Below are 19200 nucleotides of genomic sequence, written 5' to 3'. Positions count from 1 at the left end.
GTTGCAGGGTGGCGTGTCCGGCGCGCCCTGCAACATCCGCGCTACCGTCACGTAGGTTTGAGCCGTGGATTCCGTGATCGCCGTCGTCGCGACGGTGGTTTATGTCTTTTTCATCGTCCTGATCGTCCGACTGGTTCTTGACTGGGTGCAGGTCTTCGCCCGTGACTGGCGTCCCAAGGGCGCTGTCTTGGTGATTGCGGAGGCTGTTTACACCGTCACTGACCCGCCATTGAAACTCCTTCGCCGACTCATCCCGCCGCTGCGGGTGGGTCAGGTCCGGGTCGACCTGGCGTTCCTCGTGCTGATGCTGTGTGTCTCTTTGCTGCTCAGTGTCCTAAGGTGATCGCTGAGAAAACAACCCGTCGCCCTGTCATGCCCGAATTCGGGCCACGCGGGCGGCCCTACCTGCACCAGAGGTGACCACATGGCGTTGACGCCTGAGGACGTAGTCAAGAAGGAGTTCACGAAGCCCAAGGGTTTCGGGAAGAACGGCTATGACGAGATCCAGGTGGACGACTTCCTCGACGAGATCGTCGTGGAGCTGCGCCGACTGAACGCCGAGAACGACGAGCTGTCGTCCCAACTGGCGGACTGCCGGCGAGCATCCGGGCAGCCGGCCACGAACGTGAAGGCCGATGCTGCCTCCGCTGTTCCAATGGCTGCCGGTGCAACTGCGACCTCGGCCGCTGCCGATGAGAAGAAGCTCGCCGCGTTGAAGGCTCAGATCGCCGATGCCGAGCGCGATCTCAAGAGTGTGCAGGACCGCAGCGCGACCGCGAAGGTCAGCGGTGGCGAGAAGCGCAAGGTGGCCGACGATCACTCGACCGCCACGGCAAGCCTTTCCGCAGCCCAGCAGGAGCTTGCCGCGACCGAAGCGAAGCTGACTCAGGCGAAGGCCGACCTCGCGAAGGCACAACAGGACACCAAGGCCGAGCAGGAGAAGCTTGCTGGGTTGCGCGCTCAGGTTGCAGCTGCCGAGAAGGATGTTGCTGCCGCCCGCGACAAGGCCGCGGCCGAAGCGCAGCAGTCCCCCTCGGGTGCGCAGGCCCTCGCAGGTGGTGGCGCGACCGGTGGCGCCGCAGGTGTCATCGCTCTGGCTCAGAAGTTGCATGACGAACACGTCCGCGAGGGCGAGGTCACTCGCGACAAGCTCATCGGCGACGCGCAGGCCCACCACGACAAGGTCGTCGGTGAAGCGAACTCGCGGCACGACGAACTGCTGCGCACCGGCCAGAGCAAGTACGACGAGTTCCTGTCGACGGGCAAGACCAAGCACGACGAATTGGTCAACGCGGGTCAGGCTAAGCATGACGAGTTCGTCAAGACCGGCCAGGCCAAGCACGACGAGTTGGTCAACACTGGCCAGGCCAAGCATGACGAGTTCGTGAAGACCGGGCAGAGCAAGCACGACGAGTTCGTCAAGACCGGCCAGGGCACTCACGACGAGTTGATCCGCACCGCCAACGACGAGCGCACCTCGGTGCTGACTGATCTGACCAACCAGCGCGACGGCCTGAACGGGAAGATCGACACGCTGCGCGGTTTCGAGAACGACTACCGCAGCAAGCTGCGCGGCTACATCGAGGGTCAACTCGAGCAGCTGAAGAATGTCGGCCTTGACGACGTGAAGTCGCCCAAGGACAACTGACTCACATCGAAGGCGGCGTCACCCAAGCGGTGACGCCGCCTTCGTCATGTCCGCGGCCACCCCGGCGGGTGGAAAGTCATATTCATTGCGAAATTCCGTTGCCGCCACACGTTGTCTGGGCTTATGGTTCGGCCCAGTTGTCGAGTTCCATCCAGCGAAGAGAGGCTGTCGGGGATGACGGCGAAGGATTCCGGGCCGAAGGCTCGGTCACGGGTTAGTTCGTTGTTGCGCACGGCCGGCGGCACCGTCGGGCGAGTGACGGGCGGCAAGAGCATGGACTCAGAGGCGGACTCGCAGTCATCGACCGAGCCCACGGCCGCGGCTGCCGCGCCCCGCCGGGCCCGCAAGAGCGCTGCTCCGGCAGCCGTCGCAGCCAAAGCGACAGCGCCGAAGAAGACAACAAGGACCGCAGAACCGGCGGCGAAGAAAACGGCGGCGAAGCCCATCTCCCGCAGCGGGAATGCCGAGGCGCCCTTGACCGTTGGCAAGGCGGCCGATGCGGCGACGCCTGTCGCACAACGCCGCACCTCCACCAGAACCAGCCCTGTGACCAAGAAGGTGACCGTGAAGAAGACCCTGCAGGCCGCGCCCGTTGATCTCGTCGTACGCGAGGACGAATCACCGTGGACCGCAGCCGAACTCGAAGAGGTTCGTGCTGAGTTGGTTGGCGACGTCGACCGCTTGGAAGCCGAACTACGATCGATCGAGGCTGACATTGCCGGTCTGATCAAGGACTCCAGCAGCGGCGCCGGCGACGATCAGGCCGATGTCGGCAGCAAGGCGTTCGAGCGCGACCACGAATACACGTTGGCCCAGAACAACCGCAGTTCGTTGGCGCAGGCGCAGCACGCGCTGGAACGCATCGAGGACGGCACGTTCGGCGTGTGCGAGAACTGCGGCAAGCCGATCGGCAAGATGCGGCTGCAGGCGTTCCCGCGTGCGACACTGTGCATGGCATGCAAGCAGAAGGAACGGCGCTGACCGACACCCCGCCTCGATCCACCGTCTCCCGAGGTGGGTCGATCGGCCTTTTGATCGCGGTCGCCATCGTTGGATACGCGCTCGATCAGGTCACCAAATGGTGGGCCGCCAACTCGCTTGACCCGATGCAGCCGCGTGAAGTGCTGGGCAGCCTGCTGCAATTGCACCTCACCTTCAACCCCGGCGCGGCGTTCTCGATTGGCACCAACGCGACGTGGGTGCTCACCCTGATTGCTTGCGTGGTCATCGCAGCGACGATCTACTTCGCGCGCCGACTGCACAGCGCAGGCTGGGCCCTCGGGCTCGGGCTGTTGATCGGGGGAGCGCTGGGTAATCTGACCGACCGGTTCTTCCGGTCGCCGGGTGGCGGCAAAGGTCACGTCGTCGACTTCCTTGAGTTGCCGCACTGGCCGATCTTCAACGTCGCCGATATGTGCGTGGTCGGTGCCGCCTGCTTGATCGCCCTGTTGTCGATCCGCGGCATCGGCATCGACGGCAGCCGCGCCAACAACGACACAACAACCAACCGCCGCGATGGCGAGAGCGACCGGAGCGACACCGACGATGCCTGAACTGAAATCGCTTCCGGTCCCTGAGGGTCTCGAAGGCGAGCGGGTCGACGCCGCCCTTGCCCGCCTCCTGGGGTTCTCTCGTACGAGGGCCGCGGAGCTTGCGGCCACCGGCGGTGTGACCCTCGACGGTCGCCCGGTGGGGAAATCCGATCGAGTGGGCGCGGGGCAGTGGCTCGAAGTGACCATGCCCGACGAACTGGATCGCATTCCGCAGGTCAAGCCGCAGGTGATCGACGACCTGCGAATCGTCCATGACGACACCGAGATCGTGGTCGTCGACAAGCCGGCTGGCGTTGCCGCTCACCCGAGTGTCGGCTGGGACGGCCCGGATGTGGTGTCCGGCCTCGCGGGAGCGGGCTATCGGATCTCCACCTCGGGCGCGGCCGAGCGACAAGGGATCGTGCAGCGCCTCGACGTCGGCACCTCGGGCCTGATGGTGGTGGCGAAGTCCGAACGGGCGTACACCGTGTTGAAGCAGGCGTTCCGGGACCGCACCCCGCGCAAGATTTACCACACGCTGGTCCAAGGCCTGCCGGATCCCGTGGAGGGCACCATCGAGGCCCCGATCGGTCGCCACCCAGGCCACGACTACAAGTTCGCGGTGCTGCAGTCCGGGCGTCAGAGCGTGACCCACTACGAGCTGCTCGAGGCGTTCCGGTCGATGTCGTTGCTCGAGGTCCACCTCGAGACCGGCCGTACCCATCAGATCCGTGTCCACATGGCCGCGATGAAGCACCCCTGTGTCGGTGACCCGCTCTACGGATCCGACCCGACCGTGGCCAAGAAGCTGCGCCTGGAGCGGCAGTGGTTGCATGCCGTTGAGCTCGGTTTCGAACACCCCGGATCAGGGGAGTGGGTTACCTTCACCAGCCCCTACCCGGCCGATCTGCAGCGCGCTTTGGAGCTTGCCCGCCAGGGCTGATCCGAGGCTCTGTCACGGTCATGCTGGCCTGTTCAGCCGACGGATGACGATGATGTCGGTGGTCGGTCTTAGACTCGTCCACGATGTCGAGCCAGAGCCACACCCGATCCGATTTCGTCCACCTTCACGTCCACACGGAATACTCCATGCTGGACGGCGCGGCCCAGGTGAAGCCGTTGCTGAAGGAGGTGGAACGCCTCGGGATGCCGGCGGTCGCGATGAGCGACCACGGCAACATCTTCGGGGCGTATGACTTCCAGAACGCCGCCCGTGAGTTCGAGACGGTCAAGCCGATCATCGGCATCGAGGCCTACGTCGCGCCGAGTGACCGGCGCAACCGCAAGCAGGAGTTCTGGGCCAACTCGGGCCAGCGCGACAACAACGTCGACTCCGAAGGTGGCAAAGACATCTCCGGTGGCGGCCGCTACCTGCACATGACGATGTGGGCCAAGAACGCACAGGGGCTGCGCAATCTGTTCGCGCTCAGTTCGCGCGCCAGCTTCGAGGGTTTCTACGGCAAACCCCGGATGGACATCGAGTTGTTCGAGCAATATGCCGGCGACATCATCGCCACCACCGGATGTCCCTCTGGCGCGGTGCAGACCCGGCTGCGGTTGGGCCAGTTCGACGAAGCCGTTCAGGCGGCTGGCGAACTGCGCGAGATCTTCGGCAAAGACAACTTCTACCTCGAGCTGATGGACCACGACGTGGCCATCGAGCGGCAGGTGCGCGAAGACCTGTTGCGGGTGGCCAAGAAGCTCGACCTGCCGCTGCTGGCCACCAACGACTCCCACTACGTCACCGAGGATCAAGCCGACAGCCACGACGACCTGCTCTGCGTCGGCGTAGGGCGCAACAAGGACGACCCGTCGCGGTTCCGGTTCAATGGCTCGGGCTACTACATCAAGTCGGCCGATGAGATGCGGGAGCTGTTCCGCGAACTGCCCGAGGCCTGTGACAACACCCTGCGTGTTCTCGAGCAGATCGGAAATTACGACGAGGTCTTCGCCCACGTTGACCGGATGCCCCAGTTCCCCGACGTTCCCGAGGGTCAGACCCAAGCGGCCTTCCTGCGCGAGCAGATCGCGGTCGGTGTCCAAGAGCGCTACGGCGACGAGGTGCCCGAGGGAGTGTGGGAGCGCGTCGAGACCGAGATGAAGGTCATCGAACCGATGGGCTTCTCCTCCTACTTCTTGGTCGTTGCCGACATCTGCAAGCACGCCCGCGACAGCGGGATCCCGCTCGGCCCCGGTCGTGGGTCGGCGGCGGGATCGCTGGTCGCCTATCTCACTCGGATCATCGAGCTCGACCCGTTGGAACACGGCCTGCTGTTCGAGCGCTTCTTGAACCCAGAGCGCATCAGCCCGCCCGACGTCGACCTCGACTTCGACGACCGGCAGCGCGACAAGATGGTCCGCTACGTCACCGAGAAGTACGGCGCTGAATACACCGCTCAGGTCAACACCTTCTCGACGATCAAGGCCAAGGCCGCGATCAAAGACGCCAACCGCATCCTGGGCTTCCCGTTCTCGCTCGGTGACCAGATCTCCAAGGCAATGCCCCCGGACGTCCAGGGCAAGGGTGTGCCGCTGGCCGCGACCTACAACAAGGAACACCCGCGGTTCAACGAGGGCGTCGACTTCCGGAACATGATCGAGGCCCAGCCGGAGGTCAAGAAGGTTTTCGAAACCGCGCGTGGGCTCGAGGGCAAGATCCGGGGAACCGGCGTCCACGCCGCCGCGGTGATCCTCTCCTCAGAGCCGCTGCTCGACCTCATCCCGATGCACCGTCGAGACAAAGACGGCACCATCATCACCGGCTTCTCCTACCCGCAGTGTGAGGAGATGGGCCTGGTCAAGATGGACTTCCTGGGCCTGCGCAACCTCGGCATCATCGACCAGGCGCTGAAGAACATCCAGGCCAACCGCGGCGAGACGATCACCACCGAGACGATCCCGCTCGACGACCCGACCACCTATGAGCTGCTGGGCCGTGGAGACACGCTCGGGGTGTTCCAGCTCGATGGTGGCGGCATGCGCACCCTGCTGCGGCAGATGGCACCCACCGGGTTCGAGGACATCACCGCCGTGTTGGCTCTCTACCGGCCGGGGCCGATGGGAGCCAACGCCCACACCGACTACGCCGACCGCAAAAACGGTCGCAAGCCGATCACCGCGATCCATCCGGAATTGCATGACGCTCTTGATCCGATTTTGGGTGGAACGTTCCACCTGCTCATTTATCAGGAGCAGATCATGGCGATCGCCCGCGAGCTCGCGGGCTACACCCTCGGCGGCGCGGACTTGCTGCGGCGCGCGATGGGCAAGAAGAAGCCAGAGGTGCTGGCTAAGGAGTGGGACAACTTCTCCGGAGGCATGGCCAAAAATGGCTATTCCACCGAGGCGACCCAGGCCCTCTGGGATGTCATGTTGCCGTTCGCCGGCTATGCCTTCAACAAGTCCCACGCCGCCGGCTATGCCTTGGTGTCGTGTTGGACCGCCTACCTCAAAGCGAACTACCCGGCGGAGTATGCCGCGGCGTTGCTGACTTCGGTCGAGGACTCCAAGGACAAGATGGCGATCTACCTCGCCGACACCCGCAAGCTCGGGATCAAGGTGTTGCCGCCTGACGTGAACGAGTCGATCGATGACTTCACCGCCGTCGGCGAAGACATCCGTTTCGGACTCGCCGCGATCCGCAATGTCGGTGGCAACGTCGTCGAGGGAATCGAGCAGGCGCGGAAGGAAAAGGGCCGGTTCACCTCGTTCGAGGACTTCCTGCGCAAGGTTCCGGCGGTGGTCTGCAACAAGCGCACCATCGAGTCGCTGATCAAGGCGGGCGCCTTCGACGACCTCGGCCACCAACGTCAGGGTCTGGTCCACATCCACGAGACCTACGTCGACTCGCTGGTGGAGGAGAAGCGCAACGAGGCCCATGGCCAGGACAGCCTGTTCGGCGGTTTCGGGGACGACTCGCAAGGCGTGCAGTTCGCCGCGTTGCCGACGATCCCGCAGATCGAGTGGGACAAGCAGACCAAGCTCGCCTTTGAGCGCGACATGCTCGGCCTCTACGTCTCCGATCACCCGTTGTTCGGCATCGAGCACCTTCTGTCGCAACACGCAGACACGCCAATCTCCCGGCTGCTCGGCGAAGACGCGCCGAAGGACCGGTCGATGGTCACCATCGCCGGTCTGGTCACCGGCCTCACGCTCAAGCGAAACAAGAAGGGTGAGCTCTGGGCCATCGCCGAGGTTGAGGACCTCGAGGGCTCGATCGAGGTGCTGTTCTTCGCCAAGACCTACATGACGGTCTCGACGATGCTGAACACCGACGTCGTCTGCGTGATCCGGGGTCAGGTCATGGCGCGCGATGACTCGATCAGCCTCAACGCCCAGGAGATGACCATCCCCGAACTGAAGGGCGACATGCGGGGCCCGGTGATTCTCACCATGCCGCTCGCGCGAGCCAACAACGGCGTCGCCGTGAAACTGAAGCAAGTCCTCGGCGAACACCCGGGCGCCACCGAGGTCCATGTCCGACTGACTCAGCCGGGCCGTCAGGTCACCGTCAAGCTCGACGACAACCTGCGAGTCAACGCGACCGCAGCCTTGTTCGGCGATCTGAAGGCACTGCTCGGTCCCACCTGTCTAGCCGTCTGAAGGGCGCAGAACCGTTGCATCAGAACACTGGTCGTCCGCCACTGGCGGATCGAGTTCCCTCCACGCGTGAGTTGCACGGCGACGTCGTCCACGACGAGTTCGGTTGGATGCGCAATCACGACGATCCGCGGTTGATCCCGCTGGTCGAGGCCGAGAACGCCCACACCCGGTCGGTGACGGCCCATCTCGATACTCCGAGCCGGACCATCTTTGAGGAACTGGTCGCTCGGATCGAAGAGGACGACGTCTCCGTGCCCGTACGCCTGGGGGACTGGTGGTATTTCCACCGCACCCGCACCGGACAGCAGTACGAAGTGCACCTTCGGGCTCCGTACGTTCCCGGCGACCCCCGGCCGACTCCGTCGCCGACTGTGCCGGTTCCAGGAGAGCAAGTGCTTTTCGACGGCAATGCGGAAGCCGAGGGCGCGGAGTTCCTCGAGCTCGGCGCTTTGGAGATCAGCCCGGATGGCAGTCAGGTCGCGGTGCTGGTCGACCGCAGCGGCGACGAACTGTATGACTTGCAGGTGCGCGACGCGACCACCGGCGTGGTGCTCGACGACGCGGTGCGGCAGGTCAGCTACGACCTCGCCTGGTCGGCCGACGGTCGTCATCTCTTCTACGTACGCCGTGATGACGCGTGGCGCGCCCACCAGGTGTGGCGCCACCAACTCGCCACCCCGACCGATCGCGACGAGTTGGTCTTCGAAGAAGCCGACGAGCAATTCAGCCTCGGCCTCGAAGCCTCGCGCGACGACCGCTGGCTGGTGATCCACTCCGGATCGCAGCTGACCACCGAGGCCCGCCTCGTCGATCTCAACCAGCCGGCCTCGAAGCCGGTCCTCGTCGAACCGCGCACCGCTGGCCTCGACTATTCCGTTGAGATCGACGGCGAGCGAATCCTGGTGACCCACAACGGTTCCCACGTCGATTTCGAACTCGCGTGGGCGCCCTTGGCCAGCCCGGGTCGCGACCATTGGCAGACGGTCCACGCGCCGACGCCAGGGGAGCGGATCATCGGTCCGATTCCGTTCGCCGGTTTCGTGGCCTTGTCGCTGCGCAGCGGCGGCTTGGCGACCACCGCGTTGCTGCGCAAACAGGAGGGCGACCGCCCCTACGGTCCGCCGCAACTGATTGAGACCGACTCGGCGTTAGCGCGGGTGACCCCGGCCAGCAACCCGATGTACGACCAACCCGCCGTGCAGGTCGTTGTCACCTCCTTCCTCACCCCCCGAACAGTTCTCGACGTCACCCCCGATGGCGCGACCACCACGCTCAAACAGCAGCAGGTTCCGGGCTACGACCCGTCCGCCTACGTTGAGGAGCGCGTCTGGGTCGAGGCTCGGGACGGCGAACGGTTGCCGCTCGACATCGTCCGTCGCAGCGATGTCCACCCGGATCACTCCAACCCCGGTTTCCTTTACGGCTACGGCTCCTACGAAGCCAGCATCGACCCCGCCTTCAGCGTGTTGCGCCTGTCGATGCTTGACCGTGGAGTCGTCTATGCCTTGGCGCATCCGCGCGGCGGCGGTGAGATGGGGCGCCGGTGGTACGACGACGGGAAGATGCTGGCCAAGCCCAACACCTTCCACGACTTCGTTGACTCCGGTCGATATCTGATCTCATCCGGCTGGGTGGCGGCCGATCGGCTCGCGGCCGAAGGTGCCTCGGCTGGCGGGATGCTGATCGGAGCGTCGATCAACGAGGCCCCTGATCTCTTCCGGGTCGTTCACGCCGGTGTTCCCTTCGTCGACGTGTTGACCACGATCACTGACCCGACCCTTCCCCTCACCGTCGGCGAGTGGGAGGAGTGGGGCAACCCGCTGGCGGATCCGGCGATCTATGCCTGCATGAAGTCCTACAGCCCCTACGACAACATCCGGGCGGTCGCTTACCCGACCGTCCTGGCCACCACCAGCGTCAACGACACGCGGGTGAGCTTTGTCGAAGCGGTGAAGTGGACCCAGCGGCTGCGGTCGAGGGTGACGAACGGTCCGGATCGACCCGTCCTGCTCAAAACCGAAATCGTGGCCGGCCATGCTGGCAGCAGCGGGCGCTACGACGGCTGGAAACAGGACGCTTTCGAGGTCGCCTTCCTGCTCGATGCGATCGGTGCAATCTGAGCCGATGAATCGCCGCGGGTAGCTCGACCTCAGCGGTATCGGGCGGTCAATGGGCTTCAGCCGCTTCGACATCGGCCTTCATCCGGGCGAGCGTCAGTTCCATCCCGCGGACCAGTTCCACCTCGAACTGTTGGTTACCGCCCAGAAAATGCTTGGTCAGGAAGCTCGACGTGGGCTTGATTCCGGCAGATACATCGCGCGTCTCCGTGACCAGGGTGCCGCCCTCAGACAGCGATTCGAGCCGGTAGCTCCAGATCGATCCGTTGTCGCGGACCCGGAACGCGATCTGCGAGTTCGGTTCGTAGCGAACGACCTTGCTGTGGGTCGGCCACGCTTTCCAGCCCATCCGGTTGATGTTGATCATCCGGGTGCCAAGTCGCACACCCTTGCCGAGCACGATGACTTTGCGGCACTGCGGACTCCAGTTGCCCATCCGGCCGAGGTCGGACACAACGCGCCACACCTCGTCGGTGGCCGCATCGATGACGACGGACGCGGTCAAGTTGTTGGGCATTGGGAGAGTCTCCTGGTGGCGAGTCGAAGCGACGGATTATTTGAACACGAACAGGTCACGAAAACTGGATCGTTGCGCCAAAACGCACGAATGTGCTTCCCCTCACAACGAATCGGAGCAGACTAGAGCCGCACACCCGCACGGGTGGACCGCTGTGTGCGGCCCGAGGTGTGTGCCAATGAGGGCGAACCCGGATTCGTACGAAGGAGTCAGAATGTCTCAGCCCACGCGGCGATCGGTGCTTTTCACCGTGGCCGCCTCGATGACACTTGCTGCCTGCAGCAGCGGCACCAAGACCACCGGTGGCGGCGCCACCGGAACCGGAGCCTCGGGCACCGCGACCATGACCGAAGGCGGCGCTGGCGGCAACGTGGGCGTGTTCACGTGGTGGGCCTCTGGTTCGGAGAAGCTCGGTCTCGACGCCCTGCAGAAGGTCTTCAAGGCGAAAGCCCCCAAGGACACCTTCGTCAACCTTGCGGTTGCCGGTGGTGCCGGTAGCAACGCGAAGGCCAAGCTTGCCGCGGACCTGCAGAACAACCAGCCGCCGGACTCTTTCCAGGGCCACGCCGGCGCGGAACTGACCGACTACATCGCGGCCGGCCAGATTCTTCCGGTCAACGACGTCATAAACGCGCTCGGTGGATCGAAGTCGTTCCCGCAGAGCCTGCTCGACCGGTTGACGGTGAAGGGCAACATCTATTCGGTGCCCTCCAACATCCACCGTGCGAACGTGGTGTGGACCAATGTCGCGCTGCTCAAGAAGGCCGGCATCACCGCGGTCCCGAAGACGATCAAGGACTGGATCACCGACCTCGGGAAGGTCAAGGCCACCGGCGTCGCGACCCCGTTGTCGGTCTCGGGAACCTGGACCCAACAGCAGTTGTTCGAGACGGTCCTGATTGCCGACCTCGGTGTCGACAAGTACGCCGGGCTCTTCGACGGCAAGACAGCTTGGGACTCCGCCGAGGTCAAGCAGGCAGTGTCGGAGTTCAAGCAGTTGCTGACCTTCGCGAACACCGCTTCCGATGGTGACGACTGGCCGGTCGCCACCGACATGGTGATCAACGGCAAGGCCGCCTACAACGTCATGGGCGACTGGGCCGTGGCCGAGTTCGGTGACAAGGGCAAGAAGCAGGGCACCGACTGGGACTGGTTCCCGGTTCCGGGAACCGACGGTGTCTTCGACTTCCTGGCCGACTCCTTCACGCTCCCCAAGGGTGCCAAGAACCCCGCGGGCGCCAAGGACTGGCTGATGACCCTCGGTGGTGCCGACGGACAGAAGGCGTTCAACCTGGCCAAGGGTTCCATCCCGGCCCGTACGGACGTTCCCGCCTCGGCCTTCCCGAAGTACCAGCAGGACGCGATGGCCGACTTCAAGAGCAACAAGATCGTGTCGTCGATTACGCACGGTGCTGCGGTGAACCTCGCATGGAACACCGACATCGGCACCGCCGTGTCGAAGTTCTACCACTCGCGTGACGAGGCGACTCTGGTCAAGGACCTGGTCGCTGCCGCAAAGAAGAACGCGGCCTGATCGCACACAGGTCGGGCCGTCGCTGCGCGCGGCGGCCCGACCTTGTGCGCCGGCCATGACCACTCCTGCGAAACCGGAAAGCTGCCTCATGTCCCGTACGAAGAAATGGGTCCCGGGCCTCCTGCTCGTGTCACCGTCGATCATTCTGGTGGCGGTGTTCGTCTACTGGTTGCTCACCAAAAACCTGCTGGAATCCCTCTCGCGCACCGAAAACATCGTGACCGGGAGGGTGACCAATCCCGGCGGTATTGGGAACTACACGAACCTGCTGAGTGACCCCAACTACCAGCACGCGTTGTTCAACCTGGTCGTGCTGACCCTCGTCTTCGTGGTTGGCACGATGTTCTTCGGGTTGTTGTGGGCGTTGCTGTTGGAGAAGGGTGTGGCAGCGGAAGGTCTGTTCCGCTCGATCTACCTGTTCCCGATGGCCGTGTCGTTCATCGCGGCAGGCGTCGTGTGGCGCTGGTTGCTCAGCCCGGGTAAGGGGGAGGGGCAAGCCGTCGGTTTGAACCAGTTGTTCCTGAAGCTGCACCTCGATTTCCTGCAGAGCTCGTGGTGGTCGCAGGGCAAGTTCGGCATGGCCGCGATGGCGCTGCCAGCCATCTGGCAGTTGTCCGGCTATGTCATGGCGCTCTTCCTCGCCGGCTTCCGCGGCATCTCGGATGACCAGCGCGAAGCGGCCCGCATCGACGGCGCCGGTGAGTGGCAGATCTACCGCCACGTTCTGTTCCCGCAGCTGTCACCCATCGCCTTGTCGGCGTTGATCATCGTCGGCCACATGTCGATGAAGATGTTCGACCTCATTTATGCCATCGCCGGTAACCAGAGTTACCAGGCGTTGGTTCCGGCCACCCTGATGTGGCAGCAGATGTTCAGCCAGAACAATGCGACCGGCGCCGCCGTCAACGCCACGATCCTGTTGCTGATCGTCGCCTTGGCTGTCGTTCCCTACTTGATCTACACCAACCGCGACCAGAACAGGAGCGGCCGATGACCACTGTCGATGCGGCAATCGAGAAGGACGCCATTCCGGCGCGTACGAGCACCGGCAAGGCGCCGGGCACCGAAGGCACGATGGCGGGCCGAACCCTGCGCTACGTCCTGCTCGTCGTCTTCGCGCTCTTCGTACTAACCCCGATGTACGTCCTGCTGGTCACCAGCTTCAAGCGCGCCAACGACGTGACGGCCTCCGATGCGTGGGGTCTGCCGTTTCACTTCTCCACCCAGGGGTGGTCGTCCGCCTGGGACGTCTTGCACGCCTCGATGGGGCGTTCGTTGGTCATGGCGCTGGCCGCGGCGATCATCTCCTCGTGTCTCGGCGCGCTCAACGGCTATGTCTTCTCGGCACTGAAGTTCCCGTTCTCGAACACGGTGTTCACCCTGTTCCTGTTCGGCATGTTCATTCCGTACCAGGCCGTGATGATCCCGTTGCAGGGGATGTTGCTCGATGTTCAGGGCACCTTCGGTTGGTTCGACGGCATCGTGAAACTGATCGTTGTGCACTCGATCTTCGGTATTCCGATCTGCACGCTGATCTTCCGCAACTACTACGACACTGCCGTTCCCAACGAGATCCTCGAGGCGGCTCAGGTCGACGGATCGGGGGTGCTGCGCACCTTCCGCTCGATCGTGTTGCCGATCTCCGCCCCTGCGTTCGTGGTCACCATGATCTGGCAGTTCACCTCGGCCTGGAACGACTTCCTGTTCGCGTTGTTCCTCACCAGCCCGACGAACGGGCCGGTCACCTATGCCCTGAACGACCTTGCAGGTGGGCAGAACCCCAACTACCCGCAGATCATGGCGGGTGTGCTGATTGCTTCTCTCCCAACGCTGTTGGTCTACATCGTCCTCGGCCGGTACTTCATCGGCGGTCTCATGAGCGGTTCGGTGAAGTAGAAGCGTGGAACAAACCAAGGGCCATCTCGCCGATGGTCGCGAAATCGTTTGGTTCGACCAGGACGGAACAGCCCGCGAGGCTGTTGCGGACACCCGTACCGAGTTGGGCCCGCGGGGGGTCGGCGGCGTTATGCGCCGCGACCCCCTGACCGGGGAGTGGGTCGCCCTGGCGGCCCACCGGCAGGCCCGCACGTTCATGCCGGCCGCCAGCGAGTGTCCGTTATGTCCTTCTCGCCCGGGGTCGTTGTCGGAGGTGCCGTCGCCCGATTACCAGGTGGTCGCCTTCGAGAACCGCTTCCCCTCCTTCGGCGGCGCTGGTCGAGCAGAACTCGGCTCCGCCGACCTGTACGACGAGCAGGCCGCCGTCGGCCGTTGCGAGGTCCTCTGCTTCTCCAGCGACCACGACGGCAGCTTCGCCCAGCTCGACCAGAGCCAAGCACGCCTGGTCGTCGACGCGTGGGCCGAACGCACCGCAGCGCTGAATGCGTTGCCCGAGGTCGCCCACGTGTTTCCGTTCGAGAACCGCGGCGTTGAGATCGGAGTGACCCTGCAACATCCGCACGGTCAGATCTACGGCTACCCGTTCGTGCCGCCTCACGCGGCCACCGAACTGGCGCAGGCCCGCAGCCACTTCGAGCGCACCGGCAGCAGCTTGTTCGGCGACATCATCGCCGCGGAACAGGCCGCGGGGGAGCGCATCGTGGCGCAGAACGACCACTGGATCGCGTTCGTCCCCTACGCCGCGCGGTGGCCCATGGAGGTGCACTTCTTCCCGCTGCAGCAGCGAGCGGACATCGCCGAACTCGATGCGGCGCAACGGGATTCCTTCGCCGACATCTACCTGTCGGTGTTGCGCGCGTTCGACCGGCTCTACGACATGCCGATGCCTTACATCGCGTCGTGGCAGCAGGCGCCGGCCCGGGTCGATCGCGACGTCTCCTGGGTTCACCTCGAGCTGTTCTCGATTCGCCGCTCGGCCGACAAGCTGAAGTTCTTGGCCGGCAGCGAGTCTGCGCAGGGTGCTTTCGTTGGTGACGTCATGCCCGAGCAGCAGGCCGCCCGCCTGCGAGAGGTCCTGGCGTGACTCCAGGCGAGGCGGCCCGTGACCTCTTCCAGCGCACCTATGGGCGCGAGCCCGACGGTGTCTGGTTTGCGCCCGGACGGGTCAACCTGCTGGGTGAACACACCGACTACGCCGGCGGGATGGTTTTGCCGATCGCTCTCGCGCAGGGCACCGCGGTTGCGGTCGCACTGACCAACGAGCCGACCATTGAGGCTGTGAGTGCGTTCGGTGGAAGCCCGCCGGTGTCCGTCGCGATCGATGCCATCACGCCGAGTGCCGATCTCGACTGGTTCGCCTATCCGGCTGGTGTCTGGTGGGCGGCTCGGGAAGCTGGCCGGAGGGTCGGTGGGGCACAACTCGCCGTTGCTTCCGATCTCGCGGTCGGTGCCGGGCTCTCTTCGTCGGCGGCGCTGAGTTGTTCAACCGGCCTGGCGCTCTCGGATCTTTTCGGTTGGGTGGCGACCACCCACGAGGTTGCCGCGCTCGCGCGTCGTTCGGAGAACGAGATCGCCGGCGCACCGACCGGTGTGATGGATCAGTTGGCCTCGATGTGCGGGGTCCGTGACCGTGCATTGGCGATCGACACTCGCACCCAAGAGGTGACGCCGGTCGCTTTCGTCACTGACGCCGTACGGCTGCTGGTGATCGACTCGCACACCCCGCATGCGTTGGTCTCGGGCGAATACGCCGCGCGCCGCGAGGCGGTGGCCGACGCCGAGCGACTGCTGAACTGCGATCACCTGGCGTTGGTCGATCCAGCGCGGATCGAACGGGAGCGAGCCGAGCTCGGTGACCTGTTGTATCGGCGTGCACGACACATCGTTGCGGACAGCAACCGGGTTCATCAGGCGGTTGAGATCTTGCGCTCGGGGGCAGTGGTGAGCGGCCTTGGCCCGTTGTTCAATGCCTCCCACATCTCGATGCGCGACGACTTTGAAATCACGGCTCCGACCGTCGATCTGATTCAGCGCACCGCGCTCGACGCGGGCGCCCACGGCGCCCGGATGACCGGCGGTGGATTTGGTGGTTGCGTGATCGCGCTGGTCGACGCAGGGCGTGAAAACGAAGTCCTGGCGGCCTGTCGGAAGGCGGCGGCCGACGCCAGCTACCCCGAACCGACCGCCTTCGTGGCAACCGCCGCGGACGGGGCGCGCCGACTTTCCTGAGGCCTACTGGATGCCGTCGTCGAGCACCTGCTGGAAAGCGGCCAGGACGGCTGGGTCGCCCTCGCGGGTGATGTCCCGGTCGGCGCGGGTCCAGACCAGCAGGTCCAGATTGGCGGCAGTTCCGGACACGGTCGCGGCTGGGGTTCCGTCTGCTGATCGCCCGGCTGCGGCCTGATCGGTGAAGGTCTGTCCCCACGCCGAGCCGGTCCAGGTGTAGGTGTCGACAAGCCACCGCTGACCGGTGTCGGTAGCGACGAATTCCAGGGTTCCGGTGGGGGTGCGCTGGGCGTCGGCAGGCGCCCAGTTCCACATCACGTCGACAACGTGGTCGATCCCGTCAGCGGCAATGTCGGCCGGGATCGCCCCGATCGGTCGCCCCGCGGTCAACTCCGCATCGACGCGGTGCATGGTCGCCTCGTGAGTCTGCATGCGCCAGGTGAAGGCGACGCTCTGATCGGGCGGGAACCAACTCCAAGCCGTCTCATTCGGTTCGCGGGACTGCAGCGCGGTCAGCAACCGCTTGGTGGCATCGGCGCGCAGCGTGAGCAATTGAGCGCGATCGTCGGGCAGCGGGGTGCGGGCTTCTTGATACGCCTCGACCTGGCTACCCTCCAGCTTGTCGCCGATCACCGCCGCCCAGAAGTCGTGGACCTGGGTGAGGTGCTTCAAGAGGTCAACCGAGTTCCATTCCGGGCAGGTCGGCACCTTCGCGTCGGCTGGGGCCTCGGCCAGCGCGGCGCCGAACCTCTCGGCTTCGCTGTTGATATGGGTGGCACGGTCGATCATCACGGTCCTCTCATCGGGTGATGACACGAGGCTAGGACCGGTTGCGGACGATCCGCGTCCTAGCGGTCGGCTGCGCGAATCCGCAGCCCGCTGGCGATCAGCCGCCGGATCAACTGACCGCCGCTGACTTCCAGCGCGCCGGCTGCGACCACGGTCGCGTAGCGCTCCTGCGGGATGTCGTAGTGGTCACCATCGAAGAGGTGCTCCGGCAACCCAAGTCGCCCGGCGAACTGGTGCAACTCCTCGTACGAACTGTCGCTGACCAGGTGAGACCACAACCGGTCGTAGGCCGGCCAGAACGGGGGATCAATCAGCACCGTCATCGCAGCGCCGCCGCGATCCGCTGCGCGAAGTCGGCGGCCTCGCCGTCGGCATATTTCGTACGAGGCCAGAAGAAGCCACGCAGCCCGTCACCCTTCGAGCGGGGGACGACGTGGCAATGAAGGTGCGGAACCGACTGGGAGACAACGTTGTTCATTGCGACGAAGGTCCCCGCTGCCGCCACCGCCGCCGGCAGCTGGGCCGCGATCAATTGCACTTCGGCGAAGAAAGCGGGCAGTTCCGCCGGTGGCAGGTCGGCCAAGGTCGCGTGGTGGGATCGGGGCACGACCAGAACATGGCCCTTGAATACCGGTCGGGTGTCGAGGAAGGCGAGGGTCGTCGCGGTCTCGTGGACAACGTGGGCTCCGGCCCCGTCGGCCACAATCGAGCAGAACGCGCAGGAGGTCATCCTCTGATCATGGCGGTCAGAGCGGCAGAGAGCGAGTTCGGGAGGTGGACACCTTCCCGACACTCAGGTTTTTCCCAGAGTCTCCTCAGGGTGGATTCGATAGGCGGCGGCTGTGGCCGTCACCGCAGCCTTCGAAGACACGGAGGATCCCCATGTTCACTGCACGAACCCGGCGCGTCACCTTTGCGGGCGCTGCCGCCGTCACCCTGCTGGGTGTCGGCACATCTGCGTACGCCGGTGCTGGTCACCACCTGCCGCTGCTGGACCGCAGCGCCCACGGCGTCCTGGACGTTCACGGCGGCGCGATGCGCGAGGCCGGCGATCAAACGCGGATCATCGACAGCAGCGTCCAGAAGGGCCCCGCTAAGAACGTGATCCTGATCATCGGTGATGGCATGGGCGACTCGGAGATCACTGTCGCGCGCAACTACCTGCTCGGCGCCGGCAAGGCGTTCAAGGGCATCGACGCGCTGCCGATGACCGGTCAGATGACGCATTACAGCGTCCGCAAGAGCGACGGTCTGCCCGACTACGACCCCGACTCGGCCGCGACTGGCACCAACTGGGCAACCGGCACCAAGACCTATGACAACGCGATCTCAGTCGACCGTCACGGCAAGCCGCAGAAGACGCTGCTGGAGATCGCCAAGTCCGGCGGGATGGCCACGGGCAACATCACGACCGCTGAGATCGAGGACGCCACCCCGGCCGTCCAGGTCAGCCACATCAGCGCCCGGTCCTGCTACGGCCCGGTCAAGACCTCGACCACCTGCGCCGCGGAGGCCAAGGAGAACGGCGGCCTTGGCTCGATCGCCGAGCAGATGCTCGACACTCGACCCGATGTCACGATGGGCGGCGGCTCGGCCACCTTCGATGAGACCGCCAAGGCTGGCAAATGGAGCGGGAAGACTCTCACCCAGCAGGCCAAGGACCGTGGCTACCAGTACCTCACCGACAAGTCGCAGTTGTCGGGTGTGAAGTCGGCCGACCAGAAGGCACCGCTGTTGGCGCTGTTCTCGACCGGCAACATGCCGGTGAAGTTCGCGCCGAGCACCACCGCGCAGGGCACCCTGCCGCCGGCCGAGACCTGCAAGGCGAACCCGGAGTTCGCCGCGGTCCCGAGCCTGAAGGACATGACCGACAAGTCCCTTGGCCTGCTCGCCAAGAACCCGGCTACCAAGAAGAGCGGCTTCTTCCTGCAGATCGAGAGCGCCTCGATCGACAAGCAGGATCACGCCGCGAACGCGTGTGGTCAGATCGGTGAGACCGGTCAGCTCGACGACGCCGTGCAGTCCGCGCTTGCCTACGCCAAGGCCGACGGCAACACGATCGTCATCGTCACCGCCGACCACGCCCACACCAGCCAGATCGTCGATGGCGCGACGCCCGGTCAGAACACGGTCTTGACCACCGCCGACGGCGCGCCGATGATCGTTGCCTACGGCACCTCACCGGCCGGTGGCAGCCAGCAGCACACCGGAACTCAGGTGCGCGTTGCCGGCTACGGTCCGGGCGCCAGCAACCTGGTGGGGCTGATCGACCAGACCGACCTGTTCCAGATCATGGGCTCTTCGGTCGACCACGCTCGCAAGCCCTGATCTTTCCCCTG

The 19200-nt window shown here is 64.8% G+C and carries 17 protein-coding genes; 13 read left to right on the top strand and 4 right to left on the bottom strand.

Annotated elements, in window-relative coordinates:
* The first annotated feature begins 64 nt into the window (after positions 1-64).
* The 7 genes from ACYU98_RS09205 to ACYU98_RS09175 all read left to right on the top strand — a co-directional run bounded on the left by ACYU98_RS09205 (position 65) and on the right by ACYU98_RS09175 (position 9902).
* On the top strand, positions 65-343 hold the full coding sequence (locus ACYU98_RS09205) for a YggT family protein (RefSeq protein WP_460467911.1): 279 nt from the start codon (positions 65-67) through the stop codon (positions 341-343).
* A gap of 81 nt (positions 344-424) precedes the next feature.
* Positions 425-1648, top strand: coding sequence for a DivIVA domain-containing protein (locus tag ACYU98_RS09200; protein ID WP_460467910.1), 1224 nt, complete (start codon positions 425-427; stop codon positions 1646-1648).
* A gap of 174 nt (positions 1649-1822) precedes the next feature.
* Complete coding sequence (locus ACYU98_RS09195; protein ID WP_460467909.1) at positions 1823-2629, top strand: TraR/DksA family transcriptional regulator; 807 nt, start codon at positions 1823-1825, stop codon at positions 2627-2629.
* On the top strand, positions 2605-3201 hold the full coding sequence (lspA, locus tag ACYU98_RS09190) for a signal peptidase II (protein ID WP_460467908.1): 597 nt from the start codon (positions 2605-2607) through the stop codon (positions 3199-3201). Before ACYU98_RS09195 ends, lspA begins: the two co-directional genes overlap by 25 nt.
* Entirely contained in the window at positions 3194-4123 is a 930-nt protein-coding gene (locus ACYU98_RS09185) for an RluA family pseudouridine synthase (protein ID WP_460467907.1), read from the top strand. Before lspA ends, ACYU98_RS09185 begins: the two co-directional genes overlap by 8 nt.
* Before the next feature lie 83 nt (positions 4124-4206).
* The gene (gene dnaE, locus ACYU98_RS09180) at positions 4207-7782 is read left to right on the top strand and encodes a DNA polymerase III subunit alpha (protein WP_460467906.1); all 3576 of its coding nucleotides are present in this window, start codon (positions 4207-4209) and stop codon (positions 7780-7782) included.
* Positions 7783-7796: 14 nt separating this feature from the next.
* Complete coding sequence (locus ACYU98_RS09175; protein ID WP_460467905.1) at positions 7797-9902, top strand: S9 family peptidase; 2106 nt, start codon at positions 7797-7799, stop codon at positions 9900-9902.
* A gap of 46 nt (positions 9903-9948) precedes the next feature.
* Here ACYU98_RS09175 and ACYU98_RS09170 read toward each other — a convergent pair whose 3' ends face one another.
* Positions 9949-10416 (bottom strand): SRPBCC family protein, encoded by a 468-nt coding sequence (locus tag ACYU98_RS09170; protein WP_460467904.1) that lies wholly within the window; start codon positions 10414-10416, stop codon positions 9949-9951.
* A 214-nt stretch (positions 10417-10630) separates the two neighbouring features.
* Here ACYU98_RS09170 and ACYU98_RS09165 point away from each other — a divergent pair, with 214 nt between their 5' ends.
* The 5 genes from ACYU98_RS09165 to galK all read left to right on the top strand — a co-directional run bounded on the left by ACYU98_RS09165 (position 10631) and on the right by galK (position 16075).
* Positions 10631-11950 carry an ABC transporter substrate-binding protein gene (locus tag ACYU98_RS09165; RefSeq protein WP_460467903.1) on the top strand — a complete coding sequence of 440 codons (1320 nt, stop codon included), beginning with the start codon at positions 10631-10633 and terminating at the stop codon, positions 11948-11950.
* Positions 11951-12038: 88 nt separating this feature from the next.
* The gene (locus ACYU98_RS09160; RefSeq protein WP_460467902.1) at positions 12039-12944 is read left to right on the top strand and encodes a carbohydrate ABC transporter permease; all 906 of its coding nucleotides are present in this window, start codon (positions 12039-12041) and stop codon (positions 12942-12944) included.
* Positions 12941-13846 (top strand): carbohydrate ABC transporter permease, encoded by a 906-nt coding sequence (locus ACYU98_RS09155; RefSeq protein WP_460467901.1) that lies wholly within the window; start codon positions 12941-12943, stop codon positions 13844-13846. Before ACYU98_RS09160 ends, ACYU98_RS09155 begins: the two co-directional genes overlap by 4 nt.
* Positions 13847-13850: 4 nt before the next feature.
* Positions 13851-14930: a galactose-1-phosphate uridylyltransferase gene (gene galT / locus ACYU98_RS09150; RefSeq protein ID WP_460467900.1), complete on the top strand. Its 1080-nt coding sequence runs from the start codon at positions 13851-13853 to the stop codon at positions 14928-14930.
* Positions 14927-16075 (top strand): galactokinase, encoded by a 1149-nt coding sequence (gene galK, locus ACYU98_RS09145; RefSeq protein WP_460467899.1) that lies wholly within the window; start codon positions 14927-14929, stop codon positions 16073-16075. Before galT ends, galK begins: the two co-directional genes overlap by 4 nt.
* Before the next feature lie 3 nt (positions 16076-16078).
* On the opposite strand, the gene ACYU98_RS09140 is transcribed toward galK, so the two are convergent.
* Genes ACYU98_RS09140 through ACYU98_RS09130 form a run of 3 tightly spaced genes read right to left on the bottom strand, consistent with a single transcriptional unit; the run spans position 16079 to position 17654 of the window.
* Positions 16079-16861 carry a maleylpyruvate isomerase family mycothiol-dependent enzyme gene (locus ACYU98_RS09140; protein WP_460467898.1) on the bottom strand — a complete coding sequence of 261 codons (783 nt, stop codon included), beginning with the start codon at positions 16859-16861 and terminating at the stop codon, positions 16079-16081.
* 59 nt (positions 16862-16920) lie between these two features.
* Positions 16921-17184, bottom strand: coding sequence for a DUF4031 domain-containing protein (locus tag ACYU98_RS09135; protein WP_460467897.1), 264 nt, complete (start codon positions 17182-17184; stop codon positions 16921-16923).
* The gene (locus ACYU98_RS09130; RefSeq protein WP_460467896.1) at positions 17181-17654 is read right to left on the bottom strand and encodes an HIT family protein; all 474 of its coding nucleotides are present in this window, start codon (positions 17652-17654) and stop codon (positions 17181-17183) included. The genes ACYU98_RS09135 and ACYU98_RS09130 overlap by 4 nt, the downstream gene beginning before the upstream one ends.
* A gap of 89 nt (positions 17655-17743) precedes the next feature.
* On the opposite strand from ACYU98_RS09130, the gene phoA reads away from it, so the two are divergent.
* Positions 17744-19189: an alkaline phosphatase gene (gene phoA / locus ACYU98_RS09125; RefSeq protein WP_460467895.1), complete on the top strand. Its 1446-nt coding sequence runs from the start codon at positions 17744-17746 to the stop codon at positions 19187-19189.
* The last annotated feature ends 11 nt before the right edge of the window (positions 19190-19200 follow it).

It is taken from the genome of Calidifontibacter terrae (assembly GCF_054778835.1).
The sequence above is the reverse complement of the archived record's forward strand: the minus strand, read 5'-3'. Positions and strand labels throughout refer to the sequence as shown.